The organism is Pseudomonas sp. PvP089 (assembly GCF_017875165.1).
Classification (GTDB): domain Bacteria; phylum Pseudomonadota; class Gammaproteobacteria; order Pseudomonadales; family Pseudomonadaceae; genus Aquipseudomonas; species Aquipseudomonas fortuita.
In genome coordinates this window covers 3,032,575-3,051,450 of record NZ_JAGGME010000001.1, presented here as the reverse complement: position 1 = coordinate 3,051,450, position 18,876 = coordinate 3,032,575, and the positions used below count along the sequence as shown (strand labels likewise).

At 63.3% G+C, this 18,876-nt stretch carries 17 protein-coding genes and 1 pseudogene; 15 read left to right on the top strand and 3 right to left on the bottom strand.

Going from position 1 to position 18,876, the window contains the following annotated elements; genetic code table 11:
- The first annotated feature begins 14 nt into the window (after nucleotides 1-14).
- The 11 genes from J3A71_RS14035 (at nucleotide 15) to J3A71_RS13985 (ending at nucleotide 12,754) form a co-directional block, all read left to right on the top strand.
- Entirely contained in the window at nucleotides 15-887 is an 873-nt protein-coding gene (locus J3A71_RS14035; protein ID WP_060518276.1) for a MurR/RpiR family transcriptional regulator, read from the top strand.
- 22 nt (nucleotides 888-909) lie between these two features.
- Nucleotides 910-1,662, top strand: coding sequence for a transporter substrate-binding domain-containing protein (locus J3A71_RS14030; RefSeq protein WP_016487460.1), 753 nt, complete (start codon nucleotides 910-912; stop codon nucleotides 1,660-1,662).
- Between the two features lie 144 nt (nucleotides 1,663-1,806).
- Nucleotides 1,807-2,526 carry an ABC transporter permease subunit gene (locus J3A71_RS14025; RefSeq protein ID WP_016487461.1) on the top strand — a complete coding sequence of 240 codons (720 nt, stop codon included), beginning with the start codon at nucleotides 1,807-1,809 and terminating at the stop codon, nucleotides 2,524-2,526.
- Nucleotides 2,523-3,233, top strand: a complete 711-nt coding sequence (locus tag J3A71_RS14020) for an ABC transporter permease subunit (protein ID WP_016487462.1) — start codon at nucleotides 2,523-2,525, stop codon at nucleotides 3,231-3,233. The genes J3A71_RS14025 and J3A71_RS14020 overlap by 4 nt, the downstream gene beginning before the upstream one ends.
- Before the next feature lie 16 nt (nucleotides 3,234-3,249).
- Nucleotides 3,250-4,494, top strand: a complete 1,245-nt coding sequence (locus J3A71_RS14015; protein WP_016487463.1) for an FAD-binding oxidoreductase — start codon at nucleotides 3,250-3,252, stop codon at nucleotides 4,492-4,494.
- Nucleotides 4,495-4,516: 22 nt separating this feature from the next.
- Nucleotides 4,517-5,299, top strand: a complete 783-nt coding sequence (locus J3A71_RS14010) for an amino acid ABC transporter ATP-binding protein (RefSeq protein ID WP_016487464.1) — start codon at nucleotides 4,517-4,519, stop codon at nucleotides 5,297-5,299.
- Between the two features lie 440 nt (nucleotides 5,300-5,739).
- On the top strand, nucleotides 5,740-6,549 hold the full coding sequence (locus J3A71_RS14005) for a type 1 glutamine amidotransferase (protein ID WP_016487465.1): 810 nt from the start codon (nucleotides 5,740-5,742) through the stop codon (nucleotides 6,547-6,549).
- Between the two features lie 451 nt (nucleotides 6,550-7,000).
- The gene (kdgD, locus tag J3A71_RS14000; protein WP_016487466.1) at nucleotides 7,001-7,912 is read left to right on the top strand and encodes a 5-dehydro-4-deoxyglucarate dehydratase; all 912 of its coding nucleotides are present in this window, start codon (nucleotides 7,001-7,003) and stop codon (nucleotides 7,910-7,912) included.
- Between the two features lie 104 nt (nucleotides 7,913-8,016).
- Entirely contained in the window at nucleotides 8,017-9,381 is a 1,365-nt protein-coding gene (locus tag J3A71_RS13995) for an MFS transporter (protein WP_096426177.1), read from the top strand.
- 79 nt (nucleotides 9,382-9,460) lie between these two features.
- The gene (garD, locus tag J3A71_RS13990; protein WP_096426178.1) at nucleotides 9,461-11,014 is read left to right on the top strand and encodes a galactarate dehydratase; all 1,554 of its coding nucleotides are present in this window, start codon (nucleotides 9,461-9,463) and stop codon (nucleotides 11,012-11,014) included.
- Nucleotides 11,015-11,173: 159 nt separating this feature from the next.
- On the top strand, nucleotides 11,174-12,754 hold the full coding sequence (locus tag J3A71_RS13985; protein ID WP_060518280.1) for an aldehyde dehydrogenase (NADP(+)): 1,581 nt from the start codon (nucleotides 11,174-11,176) through the stop codon (nucleotides 12,752-12,754).
- 141 nt (nucleotides 12,755-12,895) lie between these two features.
- Here the strand turns inward: J3A71_RS13985 and J3A71_RS13980 are convergent, their stop codons facing one another.
- A complete protein-coding gene (locus J3A71_RS13980) occupies nucleotides 12,896-13,645 on the bottom strand; it encodes a FadR/GntR family transcriptional regulator (RefSeq protein WP_016487470.1) in 750 nt (249 codons plus the stop codon).
- Between the two features lie 198 nt (nucleotides 13,646-13,843).
- On the opposite strand from J3A71_RS13980, the pseudogene J3A71_RS13975 reads away from it, so the two are divergent.
- Nucleotides 13,844-14,506 (top strand): annotated as a pseudogene (locus tag J3A71_RS13975) (DUF998 domain-containing protein).
- 74 nt (nucleotides 14,507-14,580) lie between these two features.
- Complete coding sequence (locus J3A71_RS13970; protein WP_016487472.1) at nucleotides 14,581-14,910, top strand: hypothetical protein; 330 nt, start codon at nucleotides 14,581-14,583, stop codon at nucleotides 14,908-14,910.
- Nucleotides 14,911-15,076: 166 nt separating this feature from the next.
- Here J3A71_RS13970 and J3A71_RS13965 read toward each other — a convergent pair whose 3' ends face one another.
- Nucleotides 15,077-16,291, bottom strand: coding sequence for a YeeE/YedE family protein (locus tag J3A71_RS13965; protein WP_024717475.1), 1,215 nt, complete (start codon nucleotides 16,289-16,291; stop codon nucleotides 15,077-15,079).
- Nucleotides 16,292-16,459: 168 nt separating this feature from the next.
- On the opposite strand from J3A71_RS13965, the gene J3A71_RS13960 reads away from it, so the two are divergent.
- The gene (locus J3A71_RS13960; protein WP_060518282.1) at nucleotides 16,460-17,368 is read left to right on the top strand and encodes a LysR family transcriptional regulator; all 909 of its coding nucleotides are present in this window, start codon (nucleotides 16,460-16,462) and stop codon (nucleotides 17,366-17,368) included.
- Here the strand turns inward: J3A71_RS13960 and J3A71_RS13955 are convergent, their stop codons facing one another.
- On the bottom strand, nucleotides 17,369-17,887 hold the full coding sequence (locus J3A71_RS13955; protein WP_209952972.1) for a DMT family transporter: 519 nt from the start codon (nucleotides 17,885-17,887) through the stop codon (nucleotides 17,369-17,371).
- Between the two features lie 220 nt (nucleotides 17,888-18,107).
- Here J3A71_RS13955 and J3A71_RS13950 point away from each other — a divergent pair, with 220 nt between their 5' ends.
- Entirely contained in the window at nucleotides 18,108-18,872 is a 765-nt protein-coding gene (locus J3A71_RS13950; RefSeq protein ID WP_023047720.1) for a hypothetical protein, read from the top strand.
- Nucleotides 18,873-18,876 lie beyond the last annotated feature (4 nt).

The window sequence follows — 18,876 nt, the reverse complement described above, 5'->3', positions numbered from 1 at the left end:
CCTGGAGCCGCAGCATGAGCCAACCGATCAAGCAACGCCTGGAACACAGCCTCGAAGGGGCCGCTGCCTCGGGTCGCAAGATCGCCACCTACATGCTTGCCAACCTGCACGAACTGCCTTTCCAGACCTCGGCCAGCATCGCCGCCAAGCTGCAGGTAAGCGAATCCAGCGTCGGGCGCTTCTGCCGCTCACTGGGTTATGCCCACCTCAAGGCACTTAAGCAAGACCTGCAGAACGACCTGGGCGATGGCCCATGGCTGGTGGGCGACCGATTGCAGGATTACCGCCAGAATCAGGACGCTGGTGACAACGCCGGCAGCCTGGAGCTGGAAATCGCGGCCTTGATGCGCGTCCACGAGTACCGCCAGAGCCCGACCTGGCACAGCGTAGCGCAACGCCTGGCGAGCAAGCCGCGGGTGTTCATCGCCGGCTTCCAGACCGAGCGCGGCATCGCCATGTGCATGAGCCACCTGCTGCAGTACCTGCGCGATGGGGTGCAACTGGTCGATCTCAGTGCCGGGCACTTCGGTGACGTGCTGCTGGGCCGCGCCGAAGACAGCGCTTTGGTGGTGTTCGAGGCGCGCCGTTACTCCCGTCACGCCCTGCTGCTGTGCCAAAAGGCACGTGAGGCAGGCATTACGGTCACCCTGGTGACCGACACCTTCTGCGACTGGGCTGATGCCAACGCCGACGAGGTGTTCCGCATCCCCACCGAGTTCAATCTGTTCTGGGAATCCACCTCGACGATGTTGTCGTGGGTGCACCTGATGGTCAACGAGGTCTGCAAGAAGCTCGGGCCTGATGTTGAAAAACGCTTGGAAGCGACTGCCGCTCTACATAACGAGTTCGTCGGCTACACCTCGTGGCCGACGGGAAAACAACAATAGCAAGAGTGCAATGAGGTGCGAGATGAACAAGACCATGGCCTTGGTGGGAGCGTGTGCCCTGCTGCTGACGGGCGCCGCCAGTGCCGAAACCCTGCGCTTCGCCACCGAGGGTGCCTACCCGCCCTTCAACTATGTAGACGCCGATAACAAGCTGCATGGCTTCGATATCGACATCACCCATGCCCTGTGCGAACAGATGAAAGTCGAGTGCACGCTGGTGGCCCAGGACTGGGAAGGCATCATCCCCGCCCTGATGGCGCGCAAGTACGACGCCATCGTCGCATCGATGATCAACACCGAAGAGCGGCGCAAGAAAATTGCTTTCACCGACCACTACTACCGCACCCCGCTGACCGTGGCGGTAGCCAAGGACAGCAAGATCGACAGCGCACAAACCGACTTTGTCGGCTACACCGTCGGGGCCCAGTCGTCGTCCACCCAGGCTATCTACGCCGAAGACGTGTATGGCAAGGCCGGGGCCGATGTGAAGCTGTACCCGACCATGGACGAAGCCAACGCCGACCTGGCCGCCGGGCGCCTGGACGGGGTGATTGCCGATAAATTCCCGCTGCACGAGTGGATGAACAAGAACGGCGGGGACTGCTGCAAGATCCTCGGCGACGTGGCCGATACCAAGGCCGACGCCGCCATTGCCGTGCGCAAGGATGACGAAGCCCTGCGCCAGCGCCTGAACACCGCGCTGCAACAGATCGTGGCCAACGGCACATACCAGAAAATCGCCAGCAAGTACTTTGCTTTCGATATCTACAACTGATCCTAGAGCCCGTCTCGCCTGATCCGGCCCTATCGCCGGCAAGCCAGCTCCCACAGGACGCACAAGGCCTGACAGATGTGCAGTCTCTTGTGAAAGCTGGCTTGCCGGCGATGAGGCCGGTGAGGTCAACACAAGGTGTTCGTCATGCTCGATCAATTGTCGTTGCTGTCCTTCGCCAGCGGAGGCTGGGGCCAGGCGTTGCTGGCCGGCGCCCTGGTGACTGTTTCTCTGGCACTGGCCTGCCTGCCCATCGGTCTGCCGCTGGGCCTGCTGGTAGCGCTGGCGGCGCGTTCGCGCAAGCGCCTGCCACGGGCCTGGGCCACCACCTTCTCTACGGTGTTCCGCGGCCTGCCCGAACTGCTGACACTGCTGATCATCTATTACGGCTGCCAGATCGCCGCGCAGAAAATCCTCGCGGCCATGGGCTATCAGGGTGAATTCCTGATCAACACCTTCCTCGCCGCAATGATCGCCTTCAGCCTGGTGTTCGCCGCGTTCTCAAGCGAGATCTGGCTCGCCGCCTTCAAGACCCTGCCCAAGGGCCAGCTGGAGGCCTGCTCGGCACTGGGCCTGAGCAAGCGCACCGCTTTTTTCAAGGTGTTGCTGCCACAACTGACCCGCATCGCCCTGCCCGGCCTGTCGAACAACTGGCTGTCGCTGCTCAAGGACACCTCGCTGGTGTCGACCATCTCACTGGTCGACCTGATGCGTCAGACCAACCTGGCCGTCAGCGTGACCAAGGAGCCAATGTTCTTCTATGGCGTCGCCTGCCTGGGTTACCTGCTGTTCGCAGCGCTTTCCGGGCGCGTCTTCGCTTTCATCGAACGGCGCAGTAACCGCCACCTGCAAGGAGCACGGGCATGAGCTTCGAACAACTGTTGGCACTGGTGCTCGACCCCGACCTGCTGGAACGCTACGGGCCACGCTTTCTTGATGGCCTGCTGGTCACCGCCAAACTGGTAGCCATTTCCTTCAGCCTGGGCGCCGTCCTCGGGCTGTTACTGGCCCTGGCACGCATGTCGCGCAGCCTGCTGCTGCAACGCATGGCCGCCGGCTATGTGTACTTCTTCCGCGGCTCGCCGCTGCTGGCCCAGCTGTTTCTGCTGTATTACGGCCTGGGTTCGCTCAAGGGCTTCTGGCAGGACGTCGGCCTGTGGTGGTTTTTCCGCGAGGCGTGGTTCTGCACCTTGCTGGCCTTCACCCTGAACACCGCCGCCTACCAGGCGGAGATCTTCCGCGGCAGCCTGATGGCCGTCGCGCCGGGGCAGCATGAAGCGGCGCGGGCGCTGAACCTGAAGCGTTCTACCACCTTTTTCAAGGTGATTCTGCCGCAGTCGTTGCTGGTGGCCATCGGCCCGCTGGGCAACGAACTGATCCTGATGATCAAGGCCAGCGCGATTGCCTCGCTGGTGACCATCTACGACCTGATGGGCGTGACCAAACTGGCCTTCTCGCGCAGTTTCGACTTCCAGATCTACCTATGGGCCGCCGTGCTCTACCTGGTGATCGTCGAACTGGTGCGGCGCCTGCTGAAACACCTGGAAGGCCGACTGGGCCGCCACCTGAACTGACCGAAGGATACGCTCCATGCATTGCCAGACCCTTGTCCTCGGCGCCGGCATCGTCGGCGTCAGCACCGCCCTGCACTTGCAGGCCCGCGGGCGCCAGGTAGTCCTGATCGACCGCGACGAACCCGGCAGCGGTACCAGCCACGGCAACGCCGGGCTGATCGAGCGCTCCAGCGTCATCCCCTATGCCTTCCCCCGGCAGGTGGGTGCCTTGCTGCGCTACGGCCTGAACCGCCAGCCCGACGTGCGCTACAGCCTGGCGCACCTGCCAAAGGCGGCGCCGTGGCTATGGCGCTACTGGCGCCAGTCGGCCCCGGCGCGCCTGGCCGGGGCCGCCGCCGATATGCTGCCGCTGGTGCAGCGCTGCGTCGAAGAACACGACGCGTTGATCGAAGCCGCTGGCCTGGAAGGGCTGGTGCAGGCCAAAGGCTGGATCGAAGTGTTCCGTGACCCTGCCCTGTTCGAGCAGGCCAAGGCCGACGCCAAGGGCCTGAGCCGCTATGGCCTGCAATTCGAAATCCTGGAATGCGGGCAGCTGCAGGCTCGCGAGCATCAACTGGATGCCACCGTGGTCGGCGGCATCCACTGGCTCGACCCCAAGACCGTGAACAACCCCGGCGCCCTCACACGCGGCTACGCGGCGCTGTTCCTGCAGCGCGGCGGGCAGTTCCTGCACGGTGATGCGCGCAGCCTGCGCCAGGCCGACGGCCAATGGCGGGTAGAGAGCCGCCGTGGCCCGATTACCGCCGACGAGGTGGTGGCCTGCCTCGGCCCGCAATCGGCCGAGCTGTTCAGCGGCCTGGGCTACCAGATTCCGCTGGCGATCAAGCGGGGCTATCACATGCACTACAGCACCCGTGACGGCGCAACGCTTGAGCATTCAATCTGCGACACCCAGGGCGGCTACGTGCTGGCACCGATGGCGCGCGGCGTGCGCCTGACCACCGGCATCGAATTCGACGCCAGCAGCGCACCAGGGAACCAGATCCAGCTGGGCCGCTGCGAGGCGCTGGCGCGCAAGCTGTTCCCGGCTTTGGGTGAGCGCCTGGACGATACCCCTTGGCTCGGCCGCCGCCCGTGCCTGCCCGACATGCGCCCGGTCATCGGCCCCGCAGCGCGCCACCCCGGGCTGTGGTTCAACTTTGGCCACGCCCACCACGGCCTTACCCTGGGCCCGGTCAGCGGCCGGCTGGTGGCCGAGCTGATCACCGGCGAGCCCCCTTTCACCGACCCTGCGCCCTACAGCGCGACTCGTTTCGACTGAACCCACGCGGGAGAAAAACAACATGACCGCCCCCCTGAGCCTTGCAAGCCTTGCCCCCGAGCCCGACCCACGCCCGGTGCTGATCCGCATCGAAGGCCTGAACAAGCACTACGGCGCGTTCCACGTGCTGCACAACATCAACCTGCAGGTGCGCGAAGGCGAACGCATCGTGCTGTGTGGGCCGTCCGGCTCGGGCAAGTCGACCCTCATCCGCTGCATCAACCGCCTGGAAGTGGCCCAGCAGGGCACCATCCAGGTGGATGGCATCGACCTGGCCGCCACCACCCGGGAAGCGGCGCAGGTGCGCAGCGACATCGGCATGGTGTTCCAGCATTTCAACCTGTTCCCGCACATGAGCGTGCTCGACAACTGCCTGCTGGCCCCCACCAGCGTGCGCGGGCTGTCGCGCAAGGACGCCGAAGAGCGGGCGCGCATGTACCTGAGCAAGGTGGGTATCGAGAGCCAGGCGCACAAGTACCCCAGCCAGCTATCAGGCGGCCAGCAGCAGCGCGTCGCGATTGCCAGGGCACTGTGCATGAAGCCGCGGATCATGCTGTTTGACGAGCCCACCTCGGCGCTGGACCCGGAAATGGTCGCTGAAGTGCTGGATGTGCTGGTACAACTGGCCGGCACGGGCATGACCATGCTCTGCGTCACCCATGAAATGGGCTTTGCCCGGCAGGTAGCCGAGCGGGTGCTGTTCCTTGAGGGTGGGCACATCATCGAAGACAGCCCGCCGCAGGTGTTCTTCAACCAGCCGCGTACCGAGCGGGCCAAGGCGTTCCTGGCGCAGATACTGCACTGAGCAAAATGTTTGATGCTTGTGCCGACCCTATCGCCGGCAAGCCAGCTCCCCCAGGATATCTGCAGCTTTCAAGGCCGATGCAGTACCTGTGGGAGCTGGCTTGCCGGCGATAGGGCCAGTAGCACAAACTCCAGGCCCCCTTCATTGCACCGCTGCAAAGACCCAACTGCGTCGTTAAATATTATTGACCAACACCCCCGCCAAACCCACGCCGCCACAGGCCCGCATCGGTTTCAGCCCCCAAAAACCGGTGCATTCCCCGCACTAAAGCCCGCTCCGTCGTTTGACATATCGAACGGCTCTGGCAAGCTATCTACAAGCCCCGACCGGAATCGTCGCCTCTGACGAGCCGGCAGTGCTCGGAGCTTCAGGCTGCACCCAGGGCCCCGCGCCGTGTACCTGCACAACAACGACAGGCTGAACCTGTCCCAAGGTGACATATGTCCAACAGCAACATTGGCAACAAGCAACCTTCCCTGCGCAAACCCGTCGTCCTGATGACCATGGGCAGCCAAGAGCGCAAAGGCCATGACTATCAGGTCATGACCCACAAATACATCACCCCGCTGGTCGAATTCTCCGATTGCGTCCCGGTACTGGTGCCCACCTGCTGCGGCACTGAAGACCTCGACACCTACCTGGACATGGCCGACGGCGTGTACCTGACCGGCGCTGGCAGCAACATCGACCCGGCCCTTTACGGCCAGGAGAATGAAACCCCAGGCAAGGGCCAGGACCAGAACCGCGACCTGTTCGACATCCCGCTGGTGAAAGCGGCGATCAAGCGTGGCCTGCCGATTTTCGGTATCTGCCGTGGCATGCAGGAAATCAACGTGGCCCTGGGTGGCGACATCTACCAGAAGGTCTACGCCGAGCCTGGCTTCAACGACCACCGGGAAAACCCTGAAGACCCGGTTGAAGTGCAGTACGCCCAGGTACATGGTGTGAAGATCAAGCCGGGCAGCTGGCTGCGTGACACCCTGGGTACCGACGAAATTCGCGTCAACTCGCTGCATGGCCAAGGGCTGCGCACGCTCGGCGCCGGCATCGAAGCCATCGCACTGGCCGAAGACGGCCTGGTCGAGGCCATTCACGCCCCGAGCATTTCGCCCTTCCTGTTCGCTGTACAGTGGCACCCGGAGTGGCAAGCTGCGAAGAACCCGGATTCGATCAAGATGTTCCAGGCCTTCGGCGATGCTTGCCGTGCCCAGGTACGCAAAGCGCAAATCAAGCGCCAGCACGCGGCCTGACCTTCAGTTTCCTCTGCTTTGATCGCGGGGCGGCGCAAGGCCGCCCCCGTATCCCCGGTCACCCTCTGCTGGTCCCAGAACACTTCCCGTGGAATCGGGCGGCGGCCTTGTGCCTGTCTCCGCGATCGTTTTTTTCCTTCCCCATAAAGAGATACGATGACTGATAGCGGATAGTCTGCCATCGGTGTCTTGCCTTGCGCCATGGTTCGCCTGCATTGGCCTCTTCGCGGGTAAACCCGCTCCCACAGGGATCTGCACAGGGGTCAGAGGGGGCGCCGTCCCTGTGGGAGCGGGTTTACCCGCGAAGAGGCCAGTACAGGTAATCCCCCTTCCTCCTTGCCTCACTGCAAAAAATCTCGCAAAGGGGACTAGTCATCGCTCAAGTTGTACGATAACTTACCTCCAGCACAGAACAACACCTTCACCAAAGCGCCACAGGATGCCTACAACAATGAATCCACAAGAACTTAAATCCATCCTCTCCCACGGCCTGCTGTCTTTCCCGGTCACCGACTTCAACGCCCAGGGCGATTTCCACCAGGCTGGCTACATCAAGCGCCTGGAATGGCTGGCCCCGTATGGCGCCAGCGCCCTGTTCGCCGCGGGTGGTACCGGTGAGTTCTTCTCCCTGGCCGCCAGCGAATACAGCCAGGTGATCAAGACCGCCGTCGACACCTGCGCCACTTCTGTCCCTATCCTCGCTGGCGTGGGCGGCTCCACCCGCCAGGCCATCGAATACGCACAGGAAGCCGAGCGCCTGGGTGCCAAAGGCCTGCTGCTGCTGCCGCACTACCTGACCGAAGCCAGCCAGGACGGCGTCGCCGCCCACGTCGAAGCAGTGTGCAAATCGGTGAAGATCGGCGTGGTGGTGTACAACCGCAACGTCTGCCGCCTGAATGCCGACCTGCTGGAAAAACTGGCCGAGCGCTGCCCGAACCTGATCGGCTACAAGGATGGCCTGGGTGATATCGAGCTGATGGTGTCGATCCGTCGCCGCCTGGGCGAGCGTTTCAGCTATCTGGGCGGCCTGCCGACCGCCGAAGTGTATGCTGCCGCCTACAAGGCCCTGGGCGTACCGGTGTACTCCTCCGCCGTGTTCAACTTCGTGCCGAAGACCGCCATGGACTTCTACAACGCCATCGCCCGTGACGACCACGCTGCCGTGGCCAAACTGATCGACGATTTCTTCCTGCCGTACCTGGACATCCGCAACCGCAAGGCCGGCTACGCCGTGAGCATCGTCAAGGCCGGTGCCAAGATTGCCGGTTACGACGCTGGCCCGGTGCGTACGCCGCTGACCGACCTCACTGCAGAAGAGTACGAGATGCTCGCCGCGCTGATGGACAAGATGGGCCCGCAGTAAGCGTTGCCCGCGGCCTGCCACATGCCGCGCCCGGAGTGGGCCAGCCCCGCTCCGGTTACAATTCGTGAGCCCGCACAAAAATAACTAGTGGGAGTATTGCCAGCATGCAAGCGACTAAGAAGACGCATGTGCGCTACCTGATCCTGTTCATGCTGTTTCTGGTGACCACGATCAACTATGCCGACCGCGCTACCATTGCTATCGCAGGTTCCAGCCTGCAGAAAGATCTCGGCATTGACGCCGTAACCCTCGGTTATATCTTTTCCGCCTTTGGATGGGCTTACGTGGCTGGCCAGATTCCGGGTGGCTGGCTGCTCGATCGCTTCGGTTCCAAAAACGTTTACGCTTTCAGCATCTTCACCTGGTCGCTGTTTACCCTGCTGCAGGGGTTTGTCGGTGGCCTGCCGGTTGCCTGGGCTGTCGTCACCCTCTTCACCCTGCGCTTTCTGGTCGGTTTCGCCGAAGCCCCGTCGTTCCCGGGCAACGCGCGCATCGTCGCCGCCTGGTTCCCGACGCAGGAGCGCGGCACTGCCTCAGCCATTTTCAACTCGGCGCAGTACTTCGCCACTGCGCTGTTCGCCCCGATCATGGGCTGGATCGTGTTCAGCTTCGGCTGGGAGCACGTGTTCGTGGTCATGGGTGTGCTAGGCATCATCTTCTCGATGGTGTGGCTGAAAACCATTTACAACCCCCGCCAACACCCACGCATCAGCCAAAGCGAGCTCGAACACATCGAGCAGAACGGTGGCCTGGTGGACATGGACCAGAAGCGCGGCAACGCCGGCCCGAAATGGGGCTACATCAAGCAACTGCTGACCAGCCGCATGCTGCTGGGCGTGTATCTGGGTCAGTACTGCATCAACGCCATCACCTACTTCTTCCTCACCTGGTTCCCCGTGTACCTTGTGCAGGAACGTGGTATGACCATCCTCAAGGCCGGCTTCATCGCCTCCCTGCCGGCGGTCTGCGGTTTCATTGGTGGCGTGCTGGGGGGCGTGATCTCCGACTGGCTGCTGCGCCGGGGCAACTCGCTGACCTTCTCGCGCAAACTGCCCATCGTGTGCGGCCTGCTGCTGTCGACCACCATGGTGTTCTGCAACTATGTGGATGCCGAGTGGATGGTGGTTGGTTTCATGACCATGGCGTTCTTCGGTAAAGGCATTGGCGCGCTGGGCTGGGCGGTGGTGGCAGATACCTCGCCGAAGCAGATCGCCGGGCTGTCCGGTGGCCTGTTCAATACGTTCGGCAACATCGCCTCAATCACCACCCCTATCGTGATCGGCTACATCATCAGCGCCACCGGCTCGTTCAAGTGGGCACTGGTGTACGTGGGCGCCAACGCCCTGGTAGCGGTGTTCAGCTACCTGGTAATCGTCGGCCCGATCAAGCGTATCGAGCTGCGCGACGATGCCCCAAAGCCACAGGCTGAGCCTGCCGCCAACGGCGAACTGGCCAGCTCGCGTCACTGAGTGAACACGCCCGCACCGATGCAACCGGTGCGGGCGGATGTACAAAAAAGCCTGAGAACCTGACAAGTAGGGCCCAAACATGCAGTTGATCGAACATTCCGACTCGCCCCGCTACGTCCGCCTGCACGACGACGATAACGTCGTGGTGGTGGTCAACGACGGCGGCCTGGGCGAAGGTGCCCGCTTTGCCGACGGCCTGACCCTGGTCGAAGGGGTGCCACAAAGCCACAAGGTGGCCACCGTGGCCATCGCCAAAGGTGAGCCGGTGCGCCGCTATGGGCAAATCATTGGCTACGCGCTGGAAGACCTGCACCAGGGCAGCTGGGTGCAGGAAAGCCAACTGGCCATGCCGTCCGCCCCGGAGCTGGACAGCCTGCCGCGCTGCGATGCCGTCCCACACCCGCTGCCGCCGCTCGAAGGCTTCACGTTCGAAGGCTACCGCAACGCCGACGGCACCGTCGGCACCCGCAACATCCTCGGTATCACCACCACCGTGCAGTGCGTGACCGGCGTGCTCGAGCATGCGGTCAAACGTATTCGCAGTGAACTGCTGCCCAAGTACCCCAATGTCGATGACGTGGTAGCCATCACCCACAGCTACGGCTGCGGGGTGGCCATCAACGCGCGCGATGCCTACATCCCGATCCGCACCGTGCGCAACCTGGCGCGCAACCCCAACCTGGGTGGCGAGGCGCTGGTCATCAGCCTGGGCTGCGAAAAGCTGCAGGCCGGCCAGGTGATGCACGAAAACGACCCTTCGGTAGACCTCAGCGACCCGTGGCTGTACCGCCTGCAGGACGCCAGCCTGGGCTTTGTGGAGATGATCGAGCAGATCATGGCGCTGGCCGAAACCCGACTGAAGAAACTTGACCTGCGCCGCCGCGAAACCGTACCGGCCAGCGAGTTGATCCTTGGTATGCAGTGCGGTGGCAGCGACGCCTTCTCGGGCATCACCGCCAACCCCGCGCTGGGCTACGCCGCCGACTTGCTGGTACGCGCCGGCGCCACCGTGCTGTTCTCCGAAGTGACCGAGGTGCGCGACGCCATCTACATGCTGACCTCACGTGCCGAAAACCAGGAGGTCGCCGGCGCCCTGATCCGCGAAATGGACTGGTACGACCGCTACCTGCAACAAGGCGCCGCCGACCGCAGCGCCAACACGACGCCGGGCAACAAAAAAGGTGGCCTGTCCAATATCGTCGAGAAGTCGCTGGGGTCGATCGTCAAGTCCGGCAGTGGCGCTATTCAGGGCGTGCTCGGCCCAGGCGAGCGGGTAACGCGCAAGGGCCTGATTTTCTGCGCCACCCCGGCCAGCGACTTTGTCTGCGGCACCCTGCAACTGGCCGCCGGCATGAACCTGCATGTGTTCACCACTGGCCGAGGCACGCCCTACGGGCTGGCCATGGCACCAGTGGTCAAGGTGTGCACGCGCAGCGAACTGGCCCAGCGTTGGCCCGACCTGATCGATATTGACGCCGGGCGCATCGCCACAGGGCGTTCGAGCATCGAAGAGCTGGGCTGGGAACTGTTCCATTACTACCTGGACGTAGCCAGCGGCCGCAAGCAGACCTGGGCCGAGCAGCACCGCCTGCACAACGACATCACCCTGTTCAACCCGGCACCGATTACCTGATGCCCCAGGGGTTGCTGGACCATAGAACCAACCCCTTCCCTGTGGGAGCGGGCATGCCCGCGAACACCGGCAAAGCCGGTGCCATACACCGGGTTGCCTGCTTCGCGGGCACGCCCGCTCCCACAGTCCAATTTCCCGTCAGCCAACAGGAGCACCCCAATGCCTGAAATCCTCGGCCACAACTTCATCGCCGGCCAGCGCAGCGCCGCTGGCACTCAGCGCCTGCAGAGCCTGGACGCCAGCACTGGCGAAGCCCTGCCCTACAGCTTCGCTCAAGCCAGCGAAGCTGAAGTAGACCAGGCCGCCAAGGCCGCCGCTGCCGCCTTCGCTGAGTTCCGCCAACTGGCCCCGGCCCGCCGCGCCGAATTCCTCGACGCCATCGCCGCCGAACTGGACGAGCTGGACGACGCCTTCGTCGCCATCGTCTGCCGCGAGACCGCCCTGCCCGCCGCCCGTATTCAAGGCGAGCGTGGGCGCACCAGTGGCCAGATGCGCCTGTTCGCCCAGGTATTGCGCCGTGGCGATTTCCTCGGTGCACGTATCGACCTGGCCTTGCCAGAGCGCCAGCCGATGCCGCGCGTGGACCTGCGCCAGATGCGCATTGGCGTCGGCCCGGTCGCCGTGTTCGGTGCCAGTAACTTCCCGCTAGCCTTCTCTACCGCCGGCGGCGATACCGCTGCAGCGCTGGCCGCCGGTTGCCCGGTGGTGTTCAAGGCGCACAGCGGCCATATGGCCACTGCCGACCTTGTCGGGTGCGCCATCGTGCGCGCCGCCGAGCGCACCGGCATGCCCAAGGGTGTGTTCAACATGGTATTCGGTGGCGGTGTAGGCGAGTGGCTGGTCAAGCACCCGGCCATCCAGGCCGTCGGCTTCACCGGCTCGCTCAAGGGCGGCGACGCCTTGTGCCGCATGGCCGCCGAGCGCCCACAGCCGATACCTGTGTTTGCCGAGATGTCCAGCATCAACCCGGTCATCATCCTGCCAGCCGCCCTGGCCAAACGTGGCGAGGCCATCGCCCGCGAACTGGCAGGCTCGGTGTGCATGGGTGCCGGCCAGTTCTGCACCAACCCTGGGTTGGTGATCGGCCTGCAATCGCCACAGTACAGCCAGCTACTGGCCGACCTTGGCCAGCATCTGGACCAGCAGGCTGGGCAAACCATGCTCAACGCAGGGGGCTTGCGCAGCTACGTGGGAGGGCTTGAGCACCTGCAGGCCCATGCCGGTATCGAGCACCTGGCCGGCCAGCCGCAAGAAGGCAACCAGGCCCGCGCCCAGCTGTTCAAGGCCGATGCCCGCCTGCTGGTCGAGTCTGATCCGCTGCTGCAGGAGGAAGTGTTCGGCCCAACCACCGTGGCCGTAGAAGTGCAGGACAACGACCAACTGCGCAACGCCCTGCTGGGCCTGCGTGGCCAGCTGACCGCTACCCTGATCGGCGAAGCGGAAGATTTCGAGGCCTACGCCTGGCTGGTGCCGCTGCTGGAGGAGAAAGTCGGACGCATCCTGATCAATGGCTACCCGACTGGTGTCGAAGTAAGTGATGCCATGGTCCACGGTGGGCCTTACCCTGCGACCTCGGATGCCCGCGGTACCTCGGTGGGTACCTTGGCCATCGACCGCTTCCTGCGCCCGGTGTGTTACCAGAACTACCCGCAGGCCCTGCTGCCTGAAGCCTTGCGCGACGGAAACCCATTGGGGCTGCGCCGCCTGGTGAATGGGCAATGGAGTGACCAGGCGATCTGACCGAACGCCTGAAACAACAAAGCCCCGCATATGGCGGGGCTTTTCTTTGGGCTTTAGCGCCCTGCTACACCCTCAAGGATATGCAGATCCCAGTGGGAGCGGCCGTGCCCGCGAAGAGGCCAGTACCGGCGACCAAAGGTCTCAGACCCCCTGCGCCTCAGCCTCTTCATGCACCTGACGCAAGCGCTCACGGCTATTGCTCAGGTGCATGCGCATGGCCATTTTTGCCCCTTCACTGTCACGCCGGGCGATTGCTTCATAAATGGCCTCGTGCTCATGCATCAAGCGGCTCATATAGTGCGCCTGGTCATCATGCGCCAACCGCGCAGAGTTCACCCGGGTACGCGGGATGATGCTGGTACCCAAGTGGTTGATGATATCGGCAAAGTAGTGGTTGCCGCTGGCCTGGGCAATGCGCAGGTGGAACTGGAAGTCCGCCGAAACCGCATCATTGGCATGGGCCGCCCCTTCGTTGAGTTCGTCCAGCGCCGCGCGCATGCCCGCCAGCTCTTCATCACTGCGCCGCTGCGCCGCCAGGCCCGCCGATTCGATCTCCAGCGCAATACGCAATTCCAGCACCGCCAGCACTTCACGCAGGGTGACCACAGTCGCCGGGTCGATGCGAAAGCCCCCCGAAGCGGGCGCGTCCAGCACGAACGTACCGATCCCATGGCGTGTCTCGACCTGCCCGGCCGCCTGCAGCCGCGAGATCGCCTCACGCACCACGGTGCGGCTCACGCCCTCTTCAACCATGATCTGCGATTCGGTCGGCAGTTTGTCGCCACGCTTGAGCTGGCCACTGCGAATGCGTTCGGTCAGCACTGTGACCAGTTCCTGGGCCAGACTACGCGGCTTGCGCCGGGTCCTTGCCTGTACCTGCTGCTCTGTCATTGCCCTGTATTTCACCTTGGAAGACAGCGCTCATCATAGCGCAAGCAGTTGTACGATCACATACACCCGGTGCGGTATTTATTGCTCCTGCTTGCACCCCTCGCCCATGGAAAAACCGATACAAGCGCTGGCCCAGAGCCCGCACAAGCCTGTACTGTGCGCCTTTGCGCTCACTCATCCATGGAAGGAAAATGCAGCATGAAACCTCTCGACCGTCTGTTGCTCGCCAGCGGCCTGCTGATACCCCTGTGGTTGCTGGCAGGTGTGTGGCTCACCGCCCAGGCTTACCCCGGCTATGACCACCTGCAACAGGCCATGAGCCAGCTCGGCGCCGTAGGCGCGCCCACCCACAGCTGGTCACCACTGGCCAACAACTTCCCCCTGGCGGCCCTGTTCGCGCTGTTTGCCTGGGGCCTGGCGCGGCGCTGGCGTGGATCAAACTGTCACTGTTGAGTGCGGCCCTGGTGTTGCTGCATGGTGTTGCTGCATGGTGTTGGCAGCCTGGGCACCGGCTGGTCCCCCTGTGACCAGGGTTGCGCACCGGCGCAGCCGTCCATCTCGCAGCAACTGCATAACCTGTTTGGCTTGCTGATGTTCCTCTCGCTGACCCTGGCCAGTGCCCTGTGGGCGTGGCTGGGCAATCGCATTGCAGGCTCGCGGGCCCTGGCGCTGTTCTCGCTGGCCTGCGTGGTGCTGGCGATCATTACCGTCGCACTGATGGGCCAGGCAGCACAAAACGGCCAGCTGTTCGGCCTGTATGAACGGCTGAACTATGGTGTGTCGGTGATTTGGGCGGCCAGCTTGGCCTGGGCAAGCCTGCGCACGCCAGCCGCCAGCCCGCTGCGCATGGCGGTGATCTGACGGCAAATTGCTGGCCCCCTGCATCGTAAAGCGAAGGCAAACTTCGTTCTCCTTCAGATGCTTAGGACAGCAAAATGCGAGTAATTCTAGCAACCATGGCCGGGTGCCTGCTGGCCACGCTGGCTTTTGGCGCCCAGGCCCGGGCGCTGAGCCAGAACGATCGCCACACCTGCGGCTGGGGTGCGCAGATCGCCGCCGACGCCCAGCAGGCCAAGCTTTCCGGGGTGACCCTGTATGCCACGCGCAAGAAGCTGCAGGTACGCAAATTCCCCAAACCCTGGATGCGCATGACCGCCTTCGGTATTACCGAGCAGACCTACAACAGCCGCTCGCGGCTCAAGCCTGCCGCGATCAGGCAGACTTACTATGAGCAGTGTGTCCAGCACGCTCTTGCCAAAAGATAAATTGCTATTTATCAATAGGTTATCGACGAAATATAAAGTGGTTTTCGAGCACCCTCGATCGCGACCAGTGTGACGCTGCCCAGCCACACGACTGGGCAGCAGACGTTGGATACTCAGGCGAAGTGCAGATGATTTCTGCACCGCTTGCAGCAATTCACGCAGTGCCTCAGCAGCCCGTCAGCACCGCCGGGCGCCGCTCACCCGCGAAAAACAACGGGCGAAGACGCACGCCGATCAGATTACCGGCGTAAGCCGCCACCAGCCACAGCCAGCCATGCACGCTGCCCGAGGCTATGCCACTGAAATACGCACCGATATTACAGCCATAGGCCAGCCGCGAACCGTAGCCCAACAGCAGGCCGCCGATGACTGCGGCAAGCAGCGACGGCAACGGGATTTTCAGGCTTGGCGCAAAGCGCCCCGCCAGGCCAGCCGCCAGCAGCGCACCCAGCACGATGCCCAGGTCCATCACCGTGGTGATGTCTTGCCACAACGGTGAGGCCAACGCCTTGGCATTGGCCGGCGCCTGCCAGAACACCCAGCTGCCGACATCCACGCCCAGGCCGTTGAGGGTTTTGGCCCCCCACAAGGCGAAGGCCGAAGTAATGCCCCACGGCCGCCCCGCCAGCGCCAGGGTCGCGTAGTTGAGCAGTGCCAGGGCAATGGCGCCCCACAGCAACGGCCAGGGGCCACGCAGGAAGCGCCGCAGGCCCTGGTGCTCGCTGGCAACTGGCGCTTCCAGCGCGCCGTGCCGGCGCTTTTCCAGCAGCACGGTGACCCAGGCAATCAGCCCGAACACTGCCAGGCTCACCAGCAGCGCCGGCCCCATACCCCAAACCTGCACGAGCGAGGTTGCCGGGAAAGACGGCAAGGCAAACCACCAGTCGGCATGATGGGTGGCGGTTACAGAACCCATGATGAAGAACAGCAAGGTCACAAGCATGCGCGCGTTACCACCGCCCACGGTGAACAATGTGCCCGATGCGCAACCACCACCCAGTTGCATGCCGATGCCGAAGATGAACGCCCCGAACACTACCGAAACACCCGCCGGGGCCACCAGGCCGGTGACCGGGTTACCGAGCAGGCTGCCAGCTGACAATGCGGGAAAGAACAGCAGCACGGCCAGGGCCAGCATGACCATCTGTGCCCGCAGGCCTGCTCCGCGACGCTCGGTGATGAACACCCGCCAGGCCGAGGTGAAGCCGAAGGCGGCGTGATACAAGGTCAGGCCGAGCGCTGCGCCGACCAGCAGGAGCAATACCTGCTTGAAGCCGGCATTCAAATTGAGGAACCAGGCGCCAGCCAACAGTAAGGCCAAGGCGATCATAGGCGCGCCCTGGCGACGCGGTTCAGGTGTGGCAGTTGCGCAAAGACCCATCGGAGTACTCGGATAACAGTAAAACGGGCGAGGAGTATAACCCTAACGGTTAACGCAATCCTTGCAAGAGCGGCCTTGTGTCGCGATGGGCCGCAACGCGACCCCGGCGATATGCAAGGCTTGTTAAGCTAATAAAGACCCCTGGAATGCACCAAGGCCATTTACCCCATGGATGAACTGCGCAAGATCGACCTCAACCTGCTGCTCGCCCTGCATGCCCTGCTCAGCGAAAAGCACGTGACCCGTGCCGCCCTGCGGCTGCACCGCAGCCAACCGGCGGTCAGCCACGCGTTGGCGCAGCTGCGCAAACACTTCGACGACCCCTTGCTGGTACGCCAAGGCGGCGGCATGGCCCTCACCGCCCGTGCCCAGTCGCTGGTAAAACCGCTGCAGGATGCGTTGACCCATCTCAACGGCCTGCTGGCCACCCCCCAGTTCGACCCAGCCAGAGCCCAGCGCCGTTTCCGGCTGTCACTGTCCGACTACTCCTCACGCATCATCCTGCCACCCCTATTGCGCCACCTGCGTCAGATCGCACCTGGGGTGGACCTGGCCATCAGCCAGGCCAGCCGTGAAACCATGCTGGCCCAACTGCTCGATGGCGAACTGGACCTGGCACTGGGCCTGTTCCCGGAGCTGCCTCAGGACATCACCGCCCAGCCCCTGTTTGCCGACCATTTCATCAGTGTTGCCGATCGCCAGGTGTTGCCCGCCAGCGGCAGCCTGGCCCTGACAGACTGGCTGGCACGCCCGCATGTGCTGATGGCCATGCGCCCGGATGCCTTCGACGAAATAGAGCGCGCTCTGGCAGCATCAGGCCTGCGCCGCCGTATCGCCTTGGCCTTGCCACACTGGAGCGCGGCAGTAGAGGTACTCGCTGGCACCGACCTGATCCTCACAGTGGCCAGCCGCGCGGTAGGGTCGTTGCGCCAGCACAAGACGCTGCGCCAGTTCACGCCGCCACTGACCATTCCCTCGTTCGACTACCAGCAGGCCTGGCACAGCCGCAAGGACAGCGACCCCGGGCACCACTGGCTGCGCGAAACCGTGTGGGCCTGCAGCCAGCCGGGACGCTGATCAGCCTTCTGGCTGCTTTCCCGTGGTGATTGCACTGGTCGCTGGCGCCGTCGCCCAGGTGCCTTGAACCAACAGCACGCCACACAGGATCAGCACTACACCTGCCACCCTGGCCAGGCTCAGCGGCTTGCCACCCAGCCCCATCACCCCGTAGTGGTCGGCGAGCACTGCCGTGATGATCTGCCCAGCCACCACCAGCACCAAAAAACCCGCTGCGCCCAGCTTGGGCGTAAGCGCCGCAGCGCCCGCCACATACATGGCCCCCAGCACACCCCCGATCCATAGCCACCACGGCCCCTGCAGGGCCTTGCCCAGCTCTGGTACGGGAACCCTGAGGATCAACAGCGCGGCGATTACCACTAGCGAACTCACGGTCAACGATGTGAATGCCCCCCACAACCAATGCCCCAGGGCACGGCCCACGGCAGCATTACCTGCGGCCTGAAACGGCAATACCGCCCCGGCAAGCAACGCCAAGGCAAAGGGAAGCAGCAGTAGGCACAGGGTTTTACTGAACATGGCAGTCCTCATTGCTGAAACATATTGAAGCCATGATCGAAAATTCCCTCCATTTATGGAAATCGAAACCCTGCACACACCTTATTCGCCAGGCGCATATGCGAGTCCGTTTTTTGCCCATGAGCTAGGATACTGTGCTGTCGCGAAACCCCAGGAGCCATACGGGCACGGGTCACAGCAGCAAGAAAAAACAAACACCTGATGTGATGGAACACATTCGATGACTGATGAACGCAAAAACCTGATTGATCACGGGCAGTTGCCAACCCGCAACCTCGCCGAATGCCTGGCAGTAAATCAGGCCACCCTGGTCGGCTCATTGGCCAGCCTGCTACCCGACACACTGGTCGAACAGTTGCTCGCCTGTGCTGAAGCAGCAGCGACGCTGGGCCTTTCCAAGAAAATCGCAGCCATTGGCCTTGAGCTGGGGCACTGGTTGGAACAAGCTTCCTCGCCAATCCGCCAGCACGTATTCGAACAATGCAGCTCGCATGTTTCCGATACCGTGCGCAGCTGGGCCGCTTTTGCCCAAGTGCATCTGTCGCGCACGCAGGCGCTGGAGCCAGCGCTACTGGCTCAGTTGCGGTTTGCCCGCGATGAGCATTTTGGCGTGCGCGAGTGGGCCTGGATCGCCCTGCGTCCGCGCCTGGTCCAGGAGTTGGGGACTGCGCTCACCCTGCTCGGCCAGCATGCCGGCGATGCGGACCCGCTGGTAAGGCGCTTCTGCATCGAGGTGCTGCGCCCCCGTGGGGTCTGGTGCGAGCACATCACCGCACTCAAGCAGACGCCTGAAGCGGCCGAGCCAATGCTGGTACCGCGCCTGGCAGAAGCCGACAAGTACGCCCAGGACTCAGTCGCCAACTGGCTCAATGACGCCAGCAAGACCCGCCCGGACTGGGTGATTCAGCTGTTCGTACAGCATCCGCCGTCATGCAAGGCATCACGACGGATCCATTTACGGGCAACCCGTAGCCTGTCTCGGTAAGTAG

Excerpts from the sequence above, each read along its gene's own strand:
- J3A71_RS14035 (WP_060518276.1), top strand. The coding sequence starts at position 15 with ATGAGCCAACCGATCAAGCAACGCCTGGAACACAGCCTCGAAGGGGCC.
- J3A71_RS14030 (WP_016487460.1), top strand. The coding sequence starts at position 910 with ATGAACAAGACCATGGCCTTGGTGGGAGCGTGTGCCCTGCTGCTGACG.
- J3A71_RS14025 (WP_016487461.1), top strand. The coding sequence starts at position 1,807 with ATGCTCGATCAATTGTCGTTGCTGTCCTTCGCCAGCGGAGGCTGGGGC.
- J3A71_RS14020 (WP_016487462.1), top strand. The coding sequence starts at position 2,523 with ATGAGCTTCGAACAACTGTTGGCACTGGTGCTCGACCCCGACCTGCTG.
- J3A71_RS14015 (WP_016487463.1), top strand. The coding sequence starts at position 3,250 with ATGCATTGCCAGACCCTTGTCCTCGGCGCCGGCATCGTCGGCGTCAGC.
- J3A71_RS14010 (WP_016487464.1), top strand. The coding sequence starts at position 4,517 with ATGACCGCCCCCCTGAGCCTTGCAAGCCTTGCCCCCGAGCCCGACCCA.
- J3A71_RS14005 (WP_016487465.1), top strand. The coding sequence starts at position 5,740 with ATGTCCAACAGCAACATTGGCAACAAGCAACCTTCCCTGCGCAAACCC.
- kdgD (WP_016487466.1), top strand. The coding sequence starts at position 7,001 with ATGAATCCACAAGAACTTAAATCCATCCTCTCCCACGGCCTGCTGTCT.
- J3A71_RS13995 (WP_096426177.1), top strand. The coding sequence starts at position 8,017 with ATGCAAGCGACTAAGAAGACGCATGTGCGCTACCTGATCCTGTTCATG.
- garD (WP_096426178.1), top strand. The coding sequence starts at position 9,461 with ATGCAGTTGATCGAACATTCCGACTCGCCCCGCTACGTCCGCCTGCAC.
- J3A71_RS13985 (WP_060518280.1), top strand. The coding sequence starts at position 11,174 with ATGCCTGAAATCCTCGGCCACAACTTCATCGCCGGCCAGCGCAGCGCC.
- J3A71_RS13980 (WP_016487470.1), bottom strand. The coding sequence starts at position 13,645 with ATGACAGAGCAGCAGGTACAGGCAAGGACCCGGCGCAAGCCGCGTAGT.
- J3A71_RS13970 (WP_016487472.1), top strand. The coding sequence starts at position 14,581 with ATGCGAGTAATTCTAGCAACCATGGCCGGGTGCCTGCTGGCCACGCTG.
- J3A71_RS13965 (WP_024717475.1), bottom strand. The coding sequence starts at position 16,291 with ATGGGTCTTTGCGCAACTGCCACACCTGAACCGCGTCGCCAGGGCGCG.
- J3A71_RS13960 (WP_060518282.1), top strand. The coding sequence starts at position 16,460 with ATGGATGAACTGCGCAAGATCGACCTCAACCTGCTGCTCGCCCTGCAT.
- J3A71_RS13955 (WP_209952972.1), bottom strand. The coding sequence starts at position 17,887 with ATGTTCAGTAAAACCCTGTGCCTACTGCTGCTTCCCTTTGCCTTGGCG.
- J3A71_RS13950 (WP_023047720.1), top strand. The coding sequence starts at position 18,108 with ATGACTGATGAACGCAAAAACCTGATTGATCACGGGCAGTTGCCAACC.